Genomic DNA, 18,802 nt, shown 5'->3' on the forward strand with positions numbered 1-18,802 from the left:
AGCCCCGCCGTGAGCCATTCAACATGCTCAGCACAAGTGCGCGTCGAGTTCAGCGGCCGAACCGGCGCTCGTAGTCGGCACGCTCACGGTCGGCGCGGGCGCGGTCCTTCGAACCCAGGAGCCCGGGATCGAAGCCGTGCTGCTGCAGACGGTGCCGCTGCCAGATCGGCATCAGCGCGATCGCGAAGTAGAGCCACGGAAGCAGGAGGAGCAGCATCATCGCGAACGGAATCCAGACCGGGCCCGGAATCAGCAGGAAGAGCATCAAGAGCGGGATGAGGGGCAGATTCCACCGCATGAGGTAACGCCGGGATCCTCCCGGCCCGAGGATGTCCTCCCGTACCCACTCACGCTGTTCGGCGGGCAGCGTTCGACCGAACATGTAACCGATCCGCTGAGACAAATTAGGTCGCGCGCTACTCATATTGTCCAGGGTAGTGCCTCAGTCGTAGAGCCGCGTCAGGCTGTCCGCGAATGTATCCACGACCACTTTCCTGCGCAGCTTCATGCTCGGCGTGAGATCGCCCTCTTCCACGGAGAGTTCGCGCTCGATGATCGTGAACTTCTTGATCTGCTCCCACCGGTTGAGCTGCAGGTTGAGCTGGTCGATGTCCTTCGAGATCAGCTCGTGCGTCTTGTCGTGCTGCGCGATGTCGGCGAACGACAGACCGCCGAGGCCGTTCTTGTCTGCCCACGCGGTGACGGCTTCGGCATCCAGCGCCACCAGCGCGACACAGTACGGCTTGCTTTCACCGTGGACGATGATCTCCGCCGCGTAGGGCGAGATGCCCTTGAACGTCGCGGCGATCGCCGACGGGGCGACGTACTTGCCCTGCGACGTCTTGAACATGTCCTTCTTGCGGTCGGTGATCTTCACGTAACCGTCGTCGTCGAGGCTGCCGATATCGCCCGTGTGGAACCAGCCGTCGGCATCGAGCGCTTCGGCGGTGGCGTCGGGGCGGTCGTGGTAGCCGGTCATCACACCCGGACCTTTGATGAGCACCTCGCCGTCGTCGGCGATCTTCACTTCTGTTCCGGGGAGGGGCCAGCCCACCGTGCCGAGCCGGTTTGCCTGGGGGCGGTTGACGCAGGACGCGGCCGAGGTCTCCGTCAGTCCGTAGCCCTCGAGCACGGGAATGCCGACGGCATCGAACCACTGCGCCACGTCGGGGTTCAGTGCCGCCGAGCCGGAGATGAAGAAGCGCAAACGGCCGCCGAAGCGTTCGCGGATGGTCGAGAGCACCAGCTTGTCGGCGATGGTGTGCTGCGCTTTGTCGAGCAGGCCGGGCGAGCGGCCGTCCTGGCGCGCCTTCGACACACCGGTGCCCACGCCCATGGCCCAGTCGAAGAGCACCTTCTTGATGCCGCCTTCTTCCGACATCATCCCTTCGACGCGTGCGTGCGCCTTCTCGAAGATGCGGGGCGCGGCACCCATGAAGGTCGGACGGACGACGGCGAGGTTCTCGACGATCTTGTCGACCCGTCCGTCGACGGCGGTGGGGAAGCCCATCTGCAGGGGCAGCGTCAGCAGCACCTTGCCGAACACATGCGACAGCGGGAGCCAGAGGTACTGCAGATCGTCGGAGCCGAGCAGGCCGACGGAATCGACGGCCGCCGCCTCGTACGTCCATGCCGAGTGCGGCAGCCGGACGCCTTTCGGTTTGCCGGTGGTGCCGGAGGTGTAGATGACGGTCGCAAGGTGATGTGGCTCGATGCTGTGGATCCTGTCGATCACCACCCCCGAATCCTCGGCCAGGTGGGCCCGGCCGAGTTCCACGAGATCGTCGAACCCGATCACCCAGTCGCCGTCGCCCGAACCGTCGATCACCACCACTTTGGCGACATCCGGTAGCTCACCGCGATGCGCCGTGAGCTTGTCGACCTGCACCGCGTCCTCGGCAATGACGACGCGGCTTCCCGAGTTCGCCACGATGAACGCGACATCCGGTGCGTGGGTGGTGGGATACACCGTCGTGGTTGCCCCACCGGCGCACATCACCGCGAGGTCGGCGAGCACCCACTCGAAGCGGGTCGACGAGGCCAGCGCCACGCGGTCCTCGAGTCCGAGGCCCAGCGACAGCAGCCCGGCCGCGAGCAGCCGCACCTTGTCGCCGGTCTCTTCCCAGGTGGTGCTCGTCCAGCCGTCCTTACCGTCCGGGTAGCGGAAGGCCTCTGCCTCCGGTGACGCGGTGACGCGATCGATGAACAGCCGAGCGACCGACGGCGCCCGCTTCTCGATCTTGGGGTGATCGACCTTCTCCTCGGACGCGCGCATTATGGTCATTGCCCCAGTCTAGAAGGCAGGCCGGTCCTGAGCAGCGCTTCTCCGGACACCGGAAGAGACGGCTTTCCTCCGCCTGCACGGGTTCCCGTGGGTCGTGAGGCAACGGAAACCCCTACAAGTGGAGGAAAGTTTCAGTTATTCCGACGAGCAAAGGCAAACATCATGAAGGACGTGAAGACCAGGACCGAGACTCTGCGGCGCATCATCGGGCACCGCGTCGTCGACGGCAAGGACGCCGCTGTCGTGACGGTGTCGCAGAGCTATCCGACCGACGCCGACGACCTCTGGGATGCCTGCACCAACCCCGAGCGCATCCCGCGCTGGTTCCTGCCGATCAGCGGCGAACTGCGCGTCGGCGGCCGGTACCAGTTCGAAGGCAACGCCGGAGGCGAGGTTCTCACCTGCACCCCTCCGAAGTCGTTTTCGGCGACCTGGGAATTCGGTGGCGGCATGAGCTGGATCGAGGTGTCGATCATCCCCGAACCCGGGGACTGCGCCCGTTTCGAGCTTTCGCACATCGCTCACGCCGAGGGCGACCACTGGGAGACGTACGGCCCCGGTGCCGTCGGCATCGGCTGGGATCAGGCGCTCCTCGGTCTCGGACTGCACCTCGATTCGGGTGCTGCGGTCGATCCCGCCGAGTTCGAGAAGTGGTCTCTCTCGCCCCAGGGGCTGAGCTATGTTCGGGAAGCCGGAAACGGCTGGTGCGACGCCGACGTGGCTGCAGGAACCGACCCGGAGGCGGCTCGCGAGCGGGCCGATCGCACGATCGCCTTCTACTCCGGGGAGTGAGCGGCCTGTGACAGGTGCCATGCCGGCGCGGTAGTTTGGTGTAACTCCAATTTCTACTCACCGGTAGGGGTGCAACATGCCTGCTCCGAACGCTGCGACCTTCGCGCGGCTCGCGGACCTCATCGCGATCGACGACGCCTCCGACAGGCCCACGCGTCCCGTCGTCGAGGCCTTCACAGGCCGCGAGATCGCGACGGTGCCCGTCGGCACAGCCGACGACGCGAAGGCCGCGGTCGACCGCGCGCGCAAGGCCCAGGTCGCGTGGGCGCAGACGCCCGTTGCAGAACGCGCCGAGATCTTCCATCGCTATCGAGACCTGCTGATCTCGAAACGCGACCAGCTGATGGACATGGCACAGGCCGAAACCGGTAAGTCCAGAGCGTCGGCGCAGGAAGAAGTGCTCGATATCGCGATGACCGCGCGGTACTACGCGCGCACCGCCGCGAAACTGCTGCGCCCTCGTCGTGCCACGGGCATGCTTCCGGTCCTGACGAAAACCACGGTCAGGCACCATCCCAAAGGCGTCGTCGGGGTCATCGCACCCTGGAACTACCCGATGACCCTCGCGGTCTCCGACGCGATTCCGGCACTGCTCGCCGGCAACGCCGTGGTGCTCAAGCCCGACAGTCAGACCCCGTACTGCGCCCTCGCAGTCGCCGATCTGCTGTACGAGGCGGGACTGCCGCGCGACGTCTTCGCCGTCGTCCCCGGGCCGGGTTCGGTGGTCGGCACCGCCCTCGTCGAGAACACCGACTACCTGATGTTCACGGGTTCCTCGCAGACCGGGCGTCTACTCGCCGAACAGGCCGGACGACGTCTCATCGGCTTCTCCGCCGAACTCGGTGGCAAGAACCCCATGATCGTCACCGAAGGCGCGAACCTGCGTGAGGTCACCGAGGCTGCGATGCGCGCGTGCTTCTCGAACTCCGGCCAGCTGTGCATCTCGATCGAGCGGATCTACGTCGAGAAGTCGATCGCGCCCGAGTTCGTGCGGATGTTCGGCGATCGTGTGCGCAAGGTCGCGCTCGGTGCGAGCTACGACTTCGGCGCCGAAATGGGGTCGCTCGTCAACGAAACCCAGGTCGAGACCGTGTCCGGGCACGTGGACGACGCAGTCGCCAAGGGTGCGACCGTCGTCGCCGGTGGTAGAGCGCGCCCCGATCTGGGCCCGTTGTTCTACGAACCGACCGTCCTGACCGACGTTCCCGAGAATGCCGAGTGCTACGCCGACGAGACGTTCGGGCCGCTCGTGTCGGTGTATCCGGTGGACGACGTCGACGAGGCGATCCGTCGTGCCAACGACACCGAGTACGGCCTCAACGCGTCGGTGTGGGCGGCCACCAAGGCACAGGGCGAGGCGATCGCCGCACGCATCCACGCGGGCACCGTCAACGTCGACGAAGGCTATGCACCGGCGTGGGGCAGCACCGATGCGCCGATGGGCGGCATGGGCATCTCCGGTGTGGGCCGGCGACACGGCGCTGACGGTCTGCTCAAGTACACCGAAGCGCAGACCATCGCGACCACGCGCCTGCTGAACCTCGATGGGCCCCGCGGCCTGCCGAAGAAGGCGTGGGCGAAGATGCTGGCGCCGTTCGTCGCTGCCATGAAGTGGCTGCCCGGGCGCTGAGCGCGCAGTGTTGCCAGCCGCTGAGCGCGCAGTGTTGCCAGCCGCTGAGCGCGAGGTGCGGTCGGCTTCAGGATTTCTCGACCGACGTCTTCCGCTCGATGCTCGTCGCAAGCGGTTTTTCGATTACGAAGAACAGGCACACCGCTGCGACGAGCGCGAGCGGAGCGATCGCGAGGTAGATCGGGGTGAGTGCCTCGTTGTACGACTCGACGACCGCCAGGTGCAGCGAGTCGGGCAGACCCTGCACGATGGCCGGGGTGAGGGAGTCGGCGTGGATCCCGGCGTCTGCTGCGTCGGGGATCCGCTCGGTGATCAGCGTGGCCACGCGGGTGGTGAACACGCTGCCGACCACACCGACGCCGAGTGTCGCGCCGATCTGCCGGAAGTAGTTGTTGCTGGCCGTGGCGGTGCCGACCTCCTCGATGGGGAAGGAGTTCTGCACGACGAGGACCAGCAGCTGCATCGAGGTGCCCAGGCCCAGACCGAGGAGCGCGACGAAGCAGCCGAGCAGCCACAGCGGGCTGTCGACGGTGAGCGTCGACAGCGCGACCATGGCCGCTGCTACAAGAATCGCGCCGACGATCGGCCAATTCTTGTAGCGCCCGGTGCGGGTCACGTATCGGCCGATGAGCGTGGAGGTGACGAACAGTGTGCCCATCATCGGGAGCATCATCAGTCCTGCAGCGGTAGCTCCCATGCCTGCCACCATCTGCAGATAGGTGGGCATGTAGGACGCCACGCCGAACAGTGAGACGCTGATGAGAAGTGCTGCCAGGGTGCACAGATTGAAGTTGCGGTCGCGGAACAGGTGCAGCGGGATGACGGGTTCCGCGGTGCGCGATTCGATGAACAGGAACAGTCCCGCCGCCACGACGGTCGCGGCGATCATCGCGAGAACGGTCGGCGACGACCACGCGAACTGTGCACCGCCCAAGGTGGCGACCAACACGAGAAGTGTTGTCGCGACGGACAGGACGGCCATTCCGGCGACGTCGATCCGGGGACGCGCCCGTCGTCGCTCGGGTAGACGCAGGAAGAATGCCGCGGCCAGGAGCGCGAGCAGCCCGATCGGGATGTTGAGCCAGAACACCCAGCGCCAGCCGGGGCCCTCGGTGAAGAATCCGCCCAGCAGTGGGCCGCTCACCGACGACAGCGCGAAGACGCTGCTCATGATGCCCATGTACTTGCCGCGCTCGCGGGCGGGGATGACGTCGGCGATCGTCGCCTGAGAGAGGATCATCAGCCCGCCGCCGCCGAGCCCCTGGATGGCGCGGCCGGCGATGAGCCAGATGATGTCCGGAGCAACGGCGCTGACCACCGATCCGGCGACGAAGATCGAAATGGCAACCATCAGAATCGGTTTGCGGCCGAGGAGGTCGCCGAGTTTGCCGTAGATCGGCATCATGATCGTCGACGCGAGGATGTAGGCGGTGATGACCCACAGCATCAGGTCGGCGCCGTGCAGTTCGCCGACGATGGTGGGCAGTGCCGGGTTGAGAACGGTCTGGCTCAGTGATGCAGAGAGCATCGCCAGCAGCAGCCCCGCGAAGATGAATCCGATGCGGACGGGAGGCGCCGACGTGCCTTGTTCGCTTGTCGAGGTATCCGCCGTCATGGTCTTGTCACGTTCCTGAACTGCGCACATTTCCGTCGCAGGAGCGCATCGGCATCGGTTTCCTCGAGGTCTGCGCGCGCGAGAATCGGGCGCATCGCCGCCCGCATCACGGCGCCCGCGACGGTGACGACCATCTGCGCTGCTTCTTCGGCGGATTCGTCGGGATGGGCCGAGGTCCATCCCTCGGATGCGACGAGTCGTTCGGTGACGAACTCGGCGACGAGCGCCTGCACGTCGTCGATGTACCGGAAGCGCCGGCGGGCGAGTTCGGGGTGGCGTTCCATCAGGTCGGAGTATTCGGCCTGCGTGATCTGTTTGTGGTTGGTGGTGCGGAAGACGGTGAGAAGGAGAATTGCGACCTTCTCGACGAGGTCGTCGCCGGGTTCGATTCTGAACTCGTCGACGACGGTGTCGCTGATGACGGCGGCACGCAGGCCGAGTACAGCGTCTTCCTTCGACTTGAAGTAGTTGAAGAACGTGCGTGGCGAGACGTAGGCGGCGTCGGCGATCGCTTCGATGGTGATGTCCGACAGGTGGTCGTGCGTCGCGGCTGCGTTCGCGGCGGCGAGGTGGATGGCCGTCCACGTGCGGGCACGCTTACGTTCGCGGTGCGACACCTGGTCGGTTGCAGTCATGAATATTTACATTATGGCAACTACCGAGGGATGCAAATCGGATTCTTGCTTTCGGTCTCTACCGAGCTTGTGCCGGTGAGCTGGCGTGGGTATCTCTGCCGACGGCCTTCAGCCGCCCTGGTGTCGGACGACGGAGTGCTCGAGTTTGCGCAACAACTGAACAAGCTCGGCCTGGTCGTCTGCCGACATGCCGGAGAGCATGCGGGTTTCGTTCTCGAAATGAGCGACCGCGACCTCGTCGATGAGTTTCTTGCCTGTTTCGGTGAGCTCGGCGTGCACGATGCGCCGATCGTCGGCGTCGCGCTCACGTCGTACCAAACCCGCCTTCTCGAGACGGTCGATGCGGAGTGTGACGCCGCCGGTGGTCACCAGTGAACTCTCGGCGAGTTGCCCGGGGGTCATCCGGTAGGGCTTGCCCGAACGGCGCAACGCCGCAAGGACGTCGAACGAGGCCATGTTCAGGTCGTACTCGTCGAAGATCCGCCCGATGGTGCTCTGATAGCGCAGGTAGGTGCGGTGAAGGCGTCCGAGGGTCTCGAGGGGTGTGACGTCGAGGCCGGGCCATTCGCGGGTCCACTGGCCCACGATGTCGTCGACGGCATCATGGTCGGGAACAGTGTCGCGCCCCACGCAGGCCTCCTCTGTTGAGCGCCGAAGAATTGTTCACGATACGGCCTGCGCGGCCCGCGCGGGGATGTCAGGGATCAGCGTGGTGCTGTGGCGATTGCGTCGATCTCGACGGTCGCGCCGTACGGAAGCGCACTCACCTCGACGAAGGTCCGGGCCGGGCGCGGTTCGGCGAAGAGACGCTCGAACTGGCGGTTGGCTTCCTCTCTCAGCGACAGGTCGGTGACGAAGTAGGTGAGCTTGACGACGTCGGAGAGCTTCCCGCCTACCACGGCGAGCCGGTCGGTCATGCGGTCGATGGCGGCGTCGAGGGCTTCGGTGCGGCCCTCGACGGCGACACCGTCGGGATCGATGGACAGCGCACCGGAGACGAAGACGAGACCTCCTGCGACGTACGCCGGGCTGTACGGATGGTGGGCGCTGACGGAGGTGAGTGACATCGGTGATCGCTCCTGGGGTCGAGTCGCGGTTCGCCAACTATCTCAGTGCTGAATGTTTTCTGTGAAGTGGCGTGCTCACTCCGATACGGACACATCCGCCGCGTCGTCGTAGAAACACACGTGCCCGGCGATCGGCTCCATCCCGGCGAGCGGCTCCTCGTACGACCACGCGACGTTCTCGGCCGGCTGCTGTCCTGAGAACGACTGCCCCGAGAACGATTGCGCCGAGAACGACCAGTACCGGGCCGTGCCTTTGTACGGACATCCCGTACGCAACACCGACTCCTCGAGCTGGGAGAAGTCCACATCGGCGGGGGGAATGTAGTAGCGCGTCGGCAGTCCGGTCTCGAACACCAACACAGGTGTGCGGGTTTCGGCGACGACCGAATCTCCCACCGTGACGCGGACGTGGCGGGAACTCGGGAGTGCGTCGACACGGTGGTGCGGGTCGCGCGGATGGGTGAACACCTCGGCCTCCTCCTCGAACCAGTGCTCGTCCTCGTCGATGTGGACCGTGTCGCCCGGCTCGGGTTCACCCTGCCGGAACCACGCGAACGCCAACCGGTCGTCGAGACCGTCGATGTCCAGCTGGAACACCGGTGAGTACGCACGCCGGTCATCGACGACGATGTCGTACCACTGCCACACGTCCGGGCGGCTGCGGCTCGGCGACAGCGATGCGGACAGCAGATCGAAACGCACGTCGTCGCGCGGGAACGCATAGAACGGCACGGGTTTGCCCGGTGCCCACACCAGCACCGCGCGGGTGCTGTCCACGACCGTCCGCCCGAACCACTTCCCCCGGATCCGGCGCTCGCAGGGTTCGTACAGGTAATCGTCGGATTCGAGGGTGGGCCGGGGTGCGGCGATCTTGCGGGCAGACATACATCGACCGTATCGCGCATGAACACGACGCGGCCGTATCCTGCGCCGTCCTGGCGAGGCGATCTGCGGGATACGCTACTCGGCGATGATCGACGACCCGCTCGAACTCGTCCGGACACTGGTGGGAGTCACCGCGCTCGCCGCCGTGGCCACCGCTGTCCTGTGGGCGTTCGGTGTTCCGCACCGATTTGCGCCGGTGTACGCAATCGCGCGCGGCACAGTGCAACTCGCATTCGTTGCCCTCGTGCTCACGGGAGTCATCGCCGACGCCCGGTGGGTCGCGCTGGTGCTCGCGGTCATGTTCGGTGTGGCGCTGTGGACCGCGTCGCGCCGGGTCGGGCGAGGACGTGCGACGACCGTGATGGTCGGTGTCGCCATGGCCCTCGGAATCGGCACCGCACTCGCGATCGTGTTCGTCAGCGGAGCCATCGAGCTCACACCTCGATATGCACTGGCACTCGGCGGAATCGTAATCGGTGGTGCGATGACGGTCGCGAGCCTGACGGGTCGCCGGTTCACCGAGATCGTCGACGACCGGTGGACGGAGGTCGAAGGGTGGCTCGCGCTCGGCGCGACCATGCGGCAGGCGACGCTCGACCACGCCCGGCTCGCGGTGCGGGCGGCGCTGATCCCGTCCCTCGACCAGACGAAGACCACCGGACTGGTGACACTGCCGGGGGCCTTCGTCGGCGCGATCTTCGGCGGGCTGTCGCCCCTCGAGGCCGGTCGTTTCCAGGTGGTGGTGCTCGCGGCGATCATGGCGGCCGGATCGATCACCGCGGTGGTGCTCGCGATCGGCCTCGGACGTCTGCGGGTGCGTCCGAGGCCCGAGGAGTGAGCTGCGGTATGAATTGAGGTCGACGTCGACTTCGATGGAGGCATGGGAATGCTGCTCGTAGCCAACCGCGGTGAGATCGCCCTACGGATCATCCGCACGGCGACCGAACTCGGCCTCGACACCGTCGCCGTGTACGCCGAGGACGACGCAGGAAGCCCGCACGTCGCGGCCGCCTCCAGGTCCGTTCCCCTCGTAGGCTCCGGTCCGGCCGCGTATCTCGCCCAGGACGCGATCCTCCGCATCGCCCGCGACACGGACTGCACTCTCGTGCATCCCGGATACGGCTTCCTCAGCGAGAACGCCGCGTTCGCGGACCGCTGCGCCGAAGCGGGGGTGACGTTCGTCGGTCCCGATCCCGACGCGCTGCGGACCTTCGGCGACAAGAAGTCCGCCCGCGCCGCCGCGGCACGCCTGGGCATTCCCGTGGTGCCGGCGTCCGGCACGGGCGATGACTCGGACTCCGTGACTCAGGACTCCGTGGCTCTGGACTCCGTGGCTCTGGAGGACTTCCTCGCACAGAATCCCGACGGCATCGTCATCAAGGCTCTCGCCGGGGGCGGCGGGCGCGGCATGCGGATCGTGCGCAGTGCCGACGACCTCGACGACGCGCACCGATCCGCCGCCGCCGAAGCGCTCGGTGCATTCGGCGACGACCGTCTCTACGCCGAAGCGCTCGTCGTGCAGGCCCGACACATCGAGGTGCAGATCGTCGCCGCATCCGACGGCGTGGGCGGCACCGTGGTGCGTGCACTCGGCGACCGTGACTGCAGCGTGCAGCGACGCCATCAGAAGCTCGTCGAGATCGCCCCCGCCCCCGCACTGAGCAAACAACTGCGCCGCGACCTGCATGTCGCGGCTGCTCGCCTCGGTGTCGGTACGCACTTGCGTGGGGTGGCGACGGTCGAGTTCCTCGTGACCGACGCCGGGATGGTGTTCCTCGAGGTGAACCCGCGGATCCAGGTGGAACACACCGTCACCGAGGAGGTCACCGGGATCGACCTCGTGGCCGTGCAGATCGCGGTGGCGCGAGGTGCCCTGTTCGACGAACTCGACCTACCCGACGGCATCACGGCGGACTCGCACGGTGTTGCCGGAGTGCCCACCCGTGTACGCGGTGTGGCCGTGCAGGCACGCGTCAACACCGAAACGCTGCGTCACGACGGCCGGACCGTCCCCTCGACGGGGCTCCTGTCTGTCTTCACCCCACCATCCGGTCCCGGGATCCGGGTCGACACGCACGGCCGTCCGGGACTCGAGGCGGGTGCCCGCTACGATTCGCTGCTCGCGAAGGTCATCGCGCACGTGCGGGTTTCCGATATGGGAGTCGCGTTCCGGAAACTCGATGCCGCGCTCGGTGAGTTCGTCGTCGACGGGGTCGCCACCAACCGCGACGTCCTCCGGAAAATTCTGACCGACAAAGAGTTCCGGTCGGGTCCGGTCACCACGTCGTGGTTCGATGAGCGCCTCGCCGAATTCGTCGAGCCGCACGCGGCAACCTCGGTTCCGGCTCGAGCCCCTGAGCTGCACGCCGGTGAGCATGCGTTGCGCGCCGACATGGTCGGCACCGTCGTCGAGTCGGCCGCAGAGGGTGACACCGTGCCGGTCGGTGCGCCCATCGTGATCCTCGATGCGATGAAGATGCAGCATGCGATCACCGCGTCGGGCTCGGCCACCGTGATCCGGATGCTCGTGCGACCCGGGCAGACCGTGCAGCCCGGAACGGTGGTCGCCGTGATCCAAACCGAAGGCGATACCGGAACCGATCACGCCGCAGCCGCATTCGACCTCGATGCCGAACGGGCCGATCTCGACGAGATCCGCGCGCGGCACGCCGTCACCCTCGACGACGCCCGTCCCGACACGGTGTCTCGACGGCACGGCCGCGGGCGCCGCACCGCGCGCGAGAACATCACGGACCTCGTCGACACCGACAGCTTCGTCGAATACGGCGGGCTCGTCCTCGCCGCGCAACGTGGCCGTCGCAGCGAAGAGGATCTGATCGAGAACACCCCGGCCGACGGTCTCGTCGGGGGTGCGGCACGTATCGGCGGTGCCGACGCGGTGGTGATGTCCTACGACTACACCGTGCTCGCAGGAACCCAAGGCCGGTACAACCACAGCAAGACCGATCGGCTCCTCGAACTCGCTGCGCGCCGCGAGGTGCCGCTGGTGCTGTTCGCGGAGGGCGGTGGTGGACGCCCGGGTGATGTCGATGCGGCGCACGGCGCGGGCTTGGATCTGTCGACGTTCCGGTCGATGGCGGCCCTGCGCGGTCGCGTGCCCACCGTAGCGGTGGTGTCGGGTCGGTGTTTCGCCGGCAACGCTGCACTCGCCGGCGTCTGCGACGTGCTCATCGCGACACCCGACGCCAACATCGGGATGGGCGGGCCCGCGATGATCGAGGGCGGCGGACTCGGAGTTCACCGGCCCGAGGACATCGGTCCGATCGACGTACAACGCCGCAACGGTGTGGTTCACCTCGCCGCGCGCGACGAAGAGCACGCAGTCGCGCTGGCCCGGAAATACCTGTCGTACTTCACCACCCCGGGAACCGATTTCGAGGCCCCGGACCCGCGTCTCCCGCGACACGTGGTTCCCGAGAATCGGCTTCGCTCCTACGACGTTCGTGCTGCGCTCACCGCGGTCGCCGATGTCGATTCGGTGCTCGAATTACGCCCGGACTACGGAATCGGTATCGTCACCGCCCTCGTGCGGGTCGAGGGCCGGGCCTACGGCATGCTCGCCAACAGCAGCCACCACCTCGGAGGTGCGATCGATGCGGAAGCCGCCGACAAGGCCGCAGACTTCCTCGAACTGTGCGAAGAACACCGCCTTCCCGTTGTGAGCCTGTGCGACACGCCGGGTTTCATGGTCGGACCGGAATCGGAGAAGCAGGCGACGGTGCGACGATTCGGCCGTTTCTTCATCGCGGGTGCGCGAATGACGGTGCCGTTCGGCACGATCATCCTCCGCAAGGGATACGGTCTCGGCGCCATGGCGATGGCCGGGGGGTCGTTCCACACACCGCAGTTCACGATTGCGTGGCCCACCGGCGAGATCGGCGGCATGGGACTCGAAGGTGCGGTGCGGCTCGGCTTCCGCAAGGAACTCGATGCCTCGCCGACCCCCGAGGCCCGTGAGGAACTGTTCGACGAGCTGGTCGCGGCGGCATACCAGCGGGGCAAGGCACTGCAGGCGGCGACGATCTTCGAACTCGACGACGTCATCGACCCCGCCGACACGCGAACGTGGATTTCACGGCTGCGATAGGGGTATCCGTTTCGTATGGTCACCTATCCCGGGGCTCAGGAATATCTCCCTGACACTCTCGACCTTCTCTCGCTTGCGACCGCATCCCGGGGATGCCGCGGCTGCGATCTGTTCAAGGCCGCCGAGCGCACCGTCTTCGGTGCCGGACCCGACGACGCGCGCATGATGTTGGTCGGCGAACAACCCGGGAACGAGGAGGATCTGTCGGGGGAGCCGTTCGTCGGCCCTGCAGGGCGGTTGCTGGACAAGGCGCTCGAAGACGCGGGCATCGACCGGGAAACCGTGTACGTCACCAATGCCGTCAAGCATTTCCGATTCGATCGGGCGGCGGGCGGGAAGAGGCGCATCCACAAGAAGCCGTCGGGCGGACAGATCACCGCGTGCCGGCCGTGGCTCGTCGCCGAACTCGACGTGGTGCGCCCTGACATCGTGGTGTGTCTCGGTGCGACGGCGGCGCAGGCGCTGATCGGGAAGAATTTCAAGCTCACCGAGCATCGCGGCGAGGTGATGCAGCTCGGTGACGATCTGCGCGGCAGCGACCTGCTCGGCAGGGTCGACCCAGCGGTGGTCGCCACCATCCATCCGTCGGCGGCACTGCGGGCCCGGGTGGACCGAGAGGAGGCGTTCGAGTCTCTCGTGCGCGATCTGCAGCGCGCGGCCGGGTTGCTCTGACCGTCCTCTACGCGGTGGTGGCGAGTGCCGCTGCCAACCCGAACGCCACCGACATCACGGACACCTCGATCACGGCATTGCGCAGGGAGACATCCGCGGTGGTCCGGTGGGTACCCGCCGCGGGCACCCATGTTCGTCGCCAGATCCACGCGAGCCCGAGCAGGGCGACGAGAAGCACGATTTTCGCGAGCACGAGGCGGCCGTAACCGGAGTCGACGAGCGCGGACACCGACCCGAGGCGCACGACCGCGTTGACGACACCGGTCGCCCCGAGCACCACGACGCACTTCGTCGCGAGCTCCGAATAGCGCGGCAACAGCCGAGCCCAGGCCCCTCGACCTCGGACCAGCAGGGCGAGCGCGGTGAGCACTCCCAGCCAGAGGGCGGCCGCGAGGACGTGCGCCGCGTCGAGCAGCGACCCGAACGCCTGCTGCGACATGTGCCCCGTGACGGGTCGCGCGACGAGAGCGAGGGCCGCCGCGACGAGCACCGGCACGGTCGACCACGACGCCTCGCGCCGGTAGGCGAGCGCTGCCGCGACGGTGAGCGCGGCGACGCACACCCACGCGGCGGCCGCGACCCGGCCCGACCCGGCTGTGCCGAGGTATTCGGCGAAGAGTCCGGCGCTGAGCCGGGCCACGGGGACGTCGACCGTCGCGGCGGCTTCGAGGACGAGCTGAACGGTTTCGAGCAGTAGCCACACCCCACCGAGGACGGTGGTCGCGCGCCACACGTCGCCGGTGGACACATCGGGGCGCGGCATGCTGCGCATCATCACAGCGAGTGCGGCGACGCCGAGCACGGTCGACCCCACTCCCAGCGACAGTGCGCGTATCCACGCCGACAGCTCCGGCGCGGCCAGCAGCATGCCGAGCGCGACCCCGGAGACGGCGCCGGCGGCGGCTCCGAGGAGCCACCGCCGGCGCACTTTCTGCACGGTTGTCAGGCCTTCGGCTTGCGCAACACGAACCACAACGCAGCCGCGACCACGACCACACCGGCCACGACGAACCACCAGACGGCGGGGCCGCCGCCGTTGTCGATGGTGCCGTCCGATGCAGGCGCGGTGTCGCCGCCGGCCGCAGCCTCACCGGGGGTGCCGGTGCCCTCCTGGGTGAGGGTGAAGGTGCGGGTCCCGCTGACGGGATGCCCGTCGGCGGACGTCACGCGGTAGGCGATCGTGTACTCGCCGACCGGGCCGAGTCCGTCGAGTCCGACGCTGACGGTCGATCCGTCGACCATCGGGTCGCCCGTGGACCACAGGTTGCCGTCGGGACCGACCACGGTGATCGCTGCGAACTGCTCCTGCAGCGCTTCGTTGAATGTCACGTCGACCCGCTCGGGTGCTTCCGCGATCTGTTCGCCCTGTTCGGGAGTGCTGCCGATGACGACGGAGTGCGCCGCGGCGGGGCCCGACGCGAGCATCAGGGCGCCGGCGAGGGTCAGGAGAACGGTGACGAGACGCTTCATGCTCGCCGTCCCCGGATCACTGCGCCGAGCCCGAGTGCGGCTCCGAGCGCGCCGAGGACCAGGCCGATACCGCCGAGCCAGCGTGCTGTGTTGTCGGTGGTGCTGCCCGACTCGGCCGCTAATTCGGTGTCGGTGCCCGTCTCGGCACTCGCGCCGTGCCCGTGCCCGTCGCCGCTGCTCGCAGCGAGAGTGAGGGTGGGTGCGGGCTTCTCCGGTTCCTCGTCACCGGTCGCGATCTGATCCCACGCGACGACCTCGCCGTCGCCGTAGGTCTGGGTGGCAGGGAACGCGACTTCCTCTTCCTCCGGGAGCGGCCCGGCGGAGAGCACGAACTGCTGGAACTGGCCGGGACCCACCTCGATGCCGGGGTCGGCGGTCCAGGTGACCGAGGTTGCGAGCTGGGATTCGGGATTCGTCTCGACGGTCGCCGTCCAGCCGGGCAGCGGCTCCGTGCGAGCGGACCGCAGACCGGGCAGTTCGACGGTGAGAGCCGTGGTACCGGCGGTCTCGGATTCGGTGGGGACGCGGAACGTCAGGACGGAGTAGCCGCCCTGCTCGGCGCCCGGCGCCACCACGGAGACGTGCGCAGCGGCAATGCCGGAACCGGTCAGCAGCAGCGCCGCGGTGGCGCCGGAGCCGACGAGGACCCGGGTGAGGGTGTTCTTCATGAAGATGTAGGTGCTTTCTCGAGCAGTAGGAATCAGGACACGGCCGGCGGTGCTGCCGGTGGGCCTCGTCGAGAAATGCTGGAGGCGAGGGGCCTCGAGATGTACGGATCGGTATCGACAGCCGGGATGAGGAACGCGGGTGCGGGAACCGTGGGACGCCACGGCCGGATACGCCGCACCACCGAGGTACACGCGGTGTAGAGGCGGTCGGCGATGCCGATCAACAGGGCGCATCCGACGACGGCGACGGTATGCGCGACCAGCATCGACGCGGAGATGTGCAGGTGCCCGTCCGTCAATGTGGACAGGACGATGTGGGTGCCGAGCTGGCCTGCGGCAAGCAACGCGACCGGCGACGTCCCCGGACGCCCGGCACCCACGATGCCGACCCCGACGGCAACCGCCGTCAGCAACGCCACGGCCGGGTTCGTCGGTACCGAACCTCCGGCCGCGCCGTGCGCTGCGACGGCGAGCGCCGCGGTGGAAACCCCCGCGGTGCCGCCGAGCAGGGTCGGATTCGTTTTCATCGGTGTGTCAGCGCACACCGAGGCGGGCAAGCAGATCCGCCTCGATTCCGTCGAGCTCGTGGCCGATGGAGGCGTGTGCGGCCTTGCGGCGCGCGGCAGGCATCTGTTCGGCAGCGGACACCGCCGCGGTCAGGTCGGTGAGACGCCCGCGGATGGCCTCCGCGAACTTCTTCGTCTCGGCGTCCTTGGGATGCAGTTCCACGGTCTTCGTGACCGACTGCTCGGCCGCCGCGATGCGTGCGCTGAGCCGCGCACCGTGACCGGTGAACTGGCCGAGCTGCTCGACGCCGACACCGAGTTTCTGGGCGCGGCGGACATCGAGCTGCCCGCGCACCGCCGTCGCGGCCTGGTAGACGAGGGGAGCGAGCACAGGTATGAGCAGGCGCGCGACCCCGAGGTAGCGGCGGATCTTCGCCGCGGTCAGCCCCTGGTTCTCCGCGGCCTTCTTCTGCGCCTTGAGCGTGGCGATCTGCTCTTTTTCAACCTTGGCCTGCGACTTCACAAGCTCGTGGTCGAGTTTGGTCTGCGATTTCGCGAGTTTCTTCGCGAGCTTTTCCTGGGACTTCGCTGTGCGCCGATCGCTCTTGAACTGGTTCTTTGCTCCGAGCCTGGCTTCGAGCTCCGCCTTGTGCTTGAGTGCCTTTGCCTCCGCCTTGCGGGTGGCACGCCGCTTCCGCCGTGTGAACAACCCCATCGAACAGCACCCTCCATTCGGTACGACCGCAGCGCGCCCGCGCTCGTCGGCAAGCCTAACGTGACGGTGCTGCTTCGAGGCGCCGCACGTCGAGCGAATACGCTGGACAGTTGTGGAGGCGACAGGTAAGCAGCGACGCAGGCCCGTCTCGATCGAGGCGAGCGCGTTGACGCGGTGCCGCCACCGGGTGTTTCTCGATGCCACGTTCCCCGAGGAGTTGTCCGGGGCACCCAAGAATCCGGGCGCTGCGCAACGTCAGGAAGCCGCCGCGGCGCACCGCGACGCGATCCGGCAGCGGATGTTCGACGCCGACCCGGAGGGGTGGGTGCACATCGCTCCGGAAGGGACCATGTCGCAGCGCGCCGACCGGACCCTCGAGGCGTGCCGGTCCGGCGCCGACCGCATCTGGGGTGCGGTCCTGCCCGTCGAACCCGATACCGGCCGCCGGGGCCGATCCGAGATCCTGCTCCGCGATGCGCAGCGCGGCGGCTACATCCCCGTGATCGTCGTCAACCACAAAGTCACCGACCCGGGCCGAGGCGCGACCACCACCGACCTGTTCCGGTGGGCGCCCGCGGTCGACGAGAACCGCAAGGTACGGGCACACTCGAGCGATCAGATGCGTGTCGCCCATCTGTACCGGATGCTCGAACGGCATGGGCTGGCCAGTCCCGCGCAGGTGGCGGGGGCGATCGGATACAACGCCGACTGCATCCTCGTCCACGATCTGAGCGCCGTCCTCGACGACTACGACGCGCGGCTCGCCGACCGTCTCGAGATCGCGCGCGGCAACGTGCCGACCGTGCCGTCGCAGATCGGGGAGTGCCGTACCTGCCCGTGGTGGGAGCGGTGCAGTTCGGAGTTGGCCGAGCGGCACGACGTGTCGCTGGTCGCGCCGGGGCAGCGCGCCGACGTGCTGCGTGAACTCGGTGTCACCACCATCGACGGGCTCGCCGGCTGGACCGGTGCGCAACCCGAGGTGTGGCCGCAGGGGCCGTTCGAGGATGCGGTGGTGATCGCGAAGGCGTGGCTCGCGGGGGCGCCGCTGGTGCGGCGGTACCGCCAGGTGCACGTCGCGCGTGCCGACGTCGAGATCGACGTCGACATGGAGAGCTATCACGAACACGGCGCATATCTGTGGGGGACGCTGCTCAACACGGACGTGCAGTCGGTGTACCGGCCGTTCTCGACGTGGCAGCCGGTACCCACGACCGATGAGGCCCGTTCGTTCGGCGAGTTCTGGACGTGGCTGTCGGCCGAGCGGCGTGCGGCGGAGCGTCGCGGGAAAACCTTTGCTGCCTACTGCTATTCGAGGTCGGCAGAGGACAAGTGGTTGTTGTCGTCGGCGCGGCGTTTTTACGGGTATCCGGGGGTGCCGTCGGAAGCTGAGGTCAAGGAGTTCATTTCGTCGCCGCAGTGGGTGGACATCTACCAGGCGGTGACCGACCAGTTCGTGTGCCCGAACGGCAAGGGTCTGAAGAAGATCGCGCCGATCGCGGGCCATCACTGGCGCGACGACGAAGCCGGCGGGGAAGCATCGATGGCCTGGTACCGGGAGGCCGTCGGTTACGACGGGGGCGAGCCGGTTCTGTTCGAGCGCACGCGGTTGCTCGAGTACAACGAGGACGACGTGATCGCCACCAAGGTGCTGCGTGAGTGGATGAGTGACCGTGCGGTGCTGGATATTCCGCACATCGATGATCTCTGACCCGTGGAAACGATCCCTTTGCGGCGATCGTCGAGCTCGTAGTCTCG

Annotated in this window: 18 protein-coding genes; 6 read left to right on the plus strand and 12 right to left on the minus strand. The window is 67.4% G+C overall.

The annotated features are described in order from the left end of the window. Positions 1–49 precede the first annotated feature (49 nt). On the minus strand, positions 50–424 hold the full coding sequence (locus ACFWCF_RS18435; RefSeq protein ID WP_378564241.1) for a DUF5313 family protein: 375 nt from the start codon (positions 422–424) through the stop codon (positions 50–52). Between the two features lie 18 nt (positions 425–442). Beyond that, positions 443–2,284: an AMP-dependent synthetase/ligase gene (locus tag ACFWCF_RS18440; RefSeq protein ID WP_378564244.1), complete on the minus strand. Its 1,842-nt coding sequence runs from the start codon at positions 2,282–2,284 to the stop codon at positions 443–445. Between the two features lie 162 nt (positions 2,285–2,446). Between ACFWCF_RS18440 and ACFWCF_RS18445 the strand changes: the two genes are divergently transcribed. Both ACFWCF_RS18445 and ACFWCF_RS18450 read left to right on the plus strand, forming a co-directional pair. Continuing rightward, positions 2,447–3,076, plus strand: a complete 630-nt coding sequence (locus tag ACFWCF_RS18445) for an SRPBCC family protein (RefSeq protein ID WP_378564247.1) — start codon at positions 2,447–2,449, stop codon at positions 3,074–3,076. 76 nt (positions 3,077–3,152) lie between these two features. Further along, positions 3,153–4,706, plus strand: a complete 1,554-nt coding sequence (locus tag ACFWCF_RS18450) for a succinic semialdehyde dehydrogenase (protein ID WP_378564250.1) — start codon at positions 3,153–3,155, stop codon at positions 4,704–4,706. A gap of 67 nt (positions 4,707–4,773) precedes the next feature. Here ACFWCF_RS18450 and ACFWCF_RS18455 read toward each other — a convergent pair whose 3' ends face one another. The 5 genes from ACFWCF_RS18455 to ACFWCF_RS18475 all read right to left on the minus strand — a co-directional run bounded on the left by ACFWCF_RS18455 (position 4,774) and on the right by ACFWCF_RS18475 (position 8,908). Beyond that, the gene (locus tag ACFWCF_RS18455) at positions 4,774–6,321 is read right to left on the minus strand and encodes an MDR family MFS transporter (RefSeq protein ID WP_378564253.1); all 1,548 of its coding nucleotides are present in this window, start codon (positions 6,319–6,321) and stop codon (positions 4,774–4,776) included. Continuing rightward, a complete protein-coding gene (locus ACFWCF_RS18460; RefSeq protein WP_378564256.1) occupies positions 6,318–6,956 on the minus strand; it encodes a TetR/AcrR family transcriptional regulator in 639 nt (212 codons plus the stop codon). The genes ACFWCF_RS18455 and ACFWCF_RS18460 overlap by 4 nt, the downstream gene beginning before the upstream one ends. A gap of 108 nt (positions 6,957–7,064) precedes the next feature. Continuing rightward, positions 7,065–7,586: a MarR family winged helix-turn-helix transcriptional regulator gene (locus ACFWCF_RS18465; protein ID WP_378564259.1), complete on the minus strand. Its 522-nt coding sequence runs from the start codon at positions 7,584–7,586 to the stop codon at positions 7,065–7,067. A gap of 74 nt (positions 7,587–7,660) precedes the next feature. Further along, positions 7,661–8,023, minus strand: a complete 363-nt coding sequence (locus ACFWCF_RS18470) for a RidA family protein (protein WP_378492022.1) — start codon at positions 8,021–8,023, stop codon at positions 7,661–7,663. 75 nt (positions 8,024–8,098) lie between these two features. Beyond that, positions 8,099–8,908 carry a DUF427 domain-containing protein gene (locus ACFWCF_RS18475; protein ID WP_378564262.1) on the minus strand — a complete coding sequence of 270 codons (810 nt, stop codon included), beginning with the start codon at positions 8,906–8,908 and terminating at the stop codon, positions 8,099–8,101. Between the two features lie 88 nt (positions 8,909–8,996). Here ACFWCF_RS18475 and ACFWCF_RS18480 point away from each other — a divergent pair, with 88 nt between their 5' ends. Genes ACFWCF_RS18480 through ACFWCF_RS18490 form a run of 3 tightly spaced genes read left to right on the plus strand, consistent with a single transcriptional unit; the run spans position 8,997 to position 13,688 of the window. After that, a complete protein-coding gene (locus ACFWCF_RS18480; protein ID WP_378564528.1) occupies positions 8,997–9,746 on the plus strand; it encodes an ABC transporter permease in 750 nt (249 codons plus the stop codon). A gap of 48 nt (positions 9,747–9,794) precedes the next feature. Next, positions 9,795–13,016: a carboxyl transferase domain-containing protein gene (locus ACFWCF_RS18485; protein ID WP_378564531.1), complete on the plus strand. Its 3,222-nt coding sequence runs from the start codon at positions 9,795–9,797 to the stop codon at positions 13,014–13,016. A 15-nt stretch (positions 13,017–13,031) separates the two neighbouring features. After that, the gene (locus tag ACFWCF_RS18490) at positions 13,032–13,688 is read left to right on the plus strand and encodes a UdgX family uracil-DNA binding protein (RefSeq protein ID WP_378564265.1); all 657 of its coding nucleotides are present in this window, start codon (positions 13,032–13,034) and stop codon (positions 13,686–13,688) included. 7 nt (positions 13,689–13,695) lie between these two features. Here ACFWCF_RS18490 and ACFWCF_RS18495 read toward each other — a convergent pair whose 3' ends face one another. Genes ACFWCF_RS18495 through ACFWCF_RS18515 form a run of 5 tightly spaced genes read right to left on the minus strand, consistent with a single transcriptional unit; the run spans position 13,696 to position 17,047 of the window. Then, positions 13,696–14,625 carry a CopD family protein gene (locus ACFWCF_RS18495; protein ID WP_378564268.1) on the minus strand — a complete coding sequence of 310 codons (930 nt, stop codon included), beginning with the start codon at positions 14,623–14,625 and terminating at the stop codon, positions 13,696–13,698. Between the two features lie 5 nt (positions 14,626–14,630). After that, positions 14,631–15,158 (minus strand): copper resistance protein CopC, encoded by a 528-nt coding sequence (locus ACFWCF_RS18500; RefSeq protein ID WP_378564271.1) that lies wholly within the window; start codon positions 15,156–15,158, stop codon positions 14,631–14,633. Beyond that, on the minus strand, positions 15,155–15,826 hold the full coding sequence (locus ACFWCF_RS18505; RefSeq protein WP_378564274.1) for a YcnI family protein: 672 nt from the start codon (positions 15,824–15,826) through the stop codon (positions 15,155–15,157). Before ACFWCF_RS18505 ends, ACFWCF_RS18500 begins: the two co-directional genes overlap by 4 nt. A 32-nt stretch (positions 15,827–15,858) precedes the next feature. After that, a complete protein-coding gene (locus ACFWCF_RS18510) occupies positions 15,859–16,353 on the minus strand; it encodes a hypothetical protein (RefSeq protein ID WP_378564277.1) in 495 nt (164 codons plus the stop codon). Between the two features lie 7 nt (positions 16,354–16,360). After that, complete coding sequence (locus tag ACFWCF_RS18515; protein ID WP_378564280.1) at positions 16,361–17,047, minus strand: DUF6474 family protein; 687 nt, start codon at positions 17,045–17,047, stop codon at positions 16,361–16,363. Between the two features lie 112 nt (positions 17,048–17,159). Between ACFWCF_RS18515 and ACFWCF_RS18520 the strand changes: the two genes are divergently transcribed. Beyond that, positions 17,160–18,755: a TM0106 family RecB-like putative nuclease gene (locus ACFWCF_RS18520; RefSeq protein WP_378564283.1), complete on the plus strand. Its 1,596-nt coding sequence runs from the start codon at positions 17,160–17,162 to the stop codon at positions 18,753–18,755. The last annotated feature ends 47 nt before the right edge of the window (positions 18,756–18,802 follow it).

It is taken from the genome of Rhodococcus sp. NPDC060090, from assembly GCF_042729855.1.
GTDB lineage: Bacteria > Actinomycetota > Actinomycetes > Mycobacteriales > Mycobacteriaceae > Rhodococcus.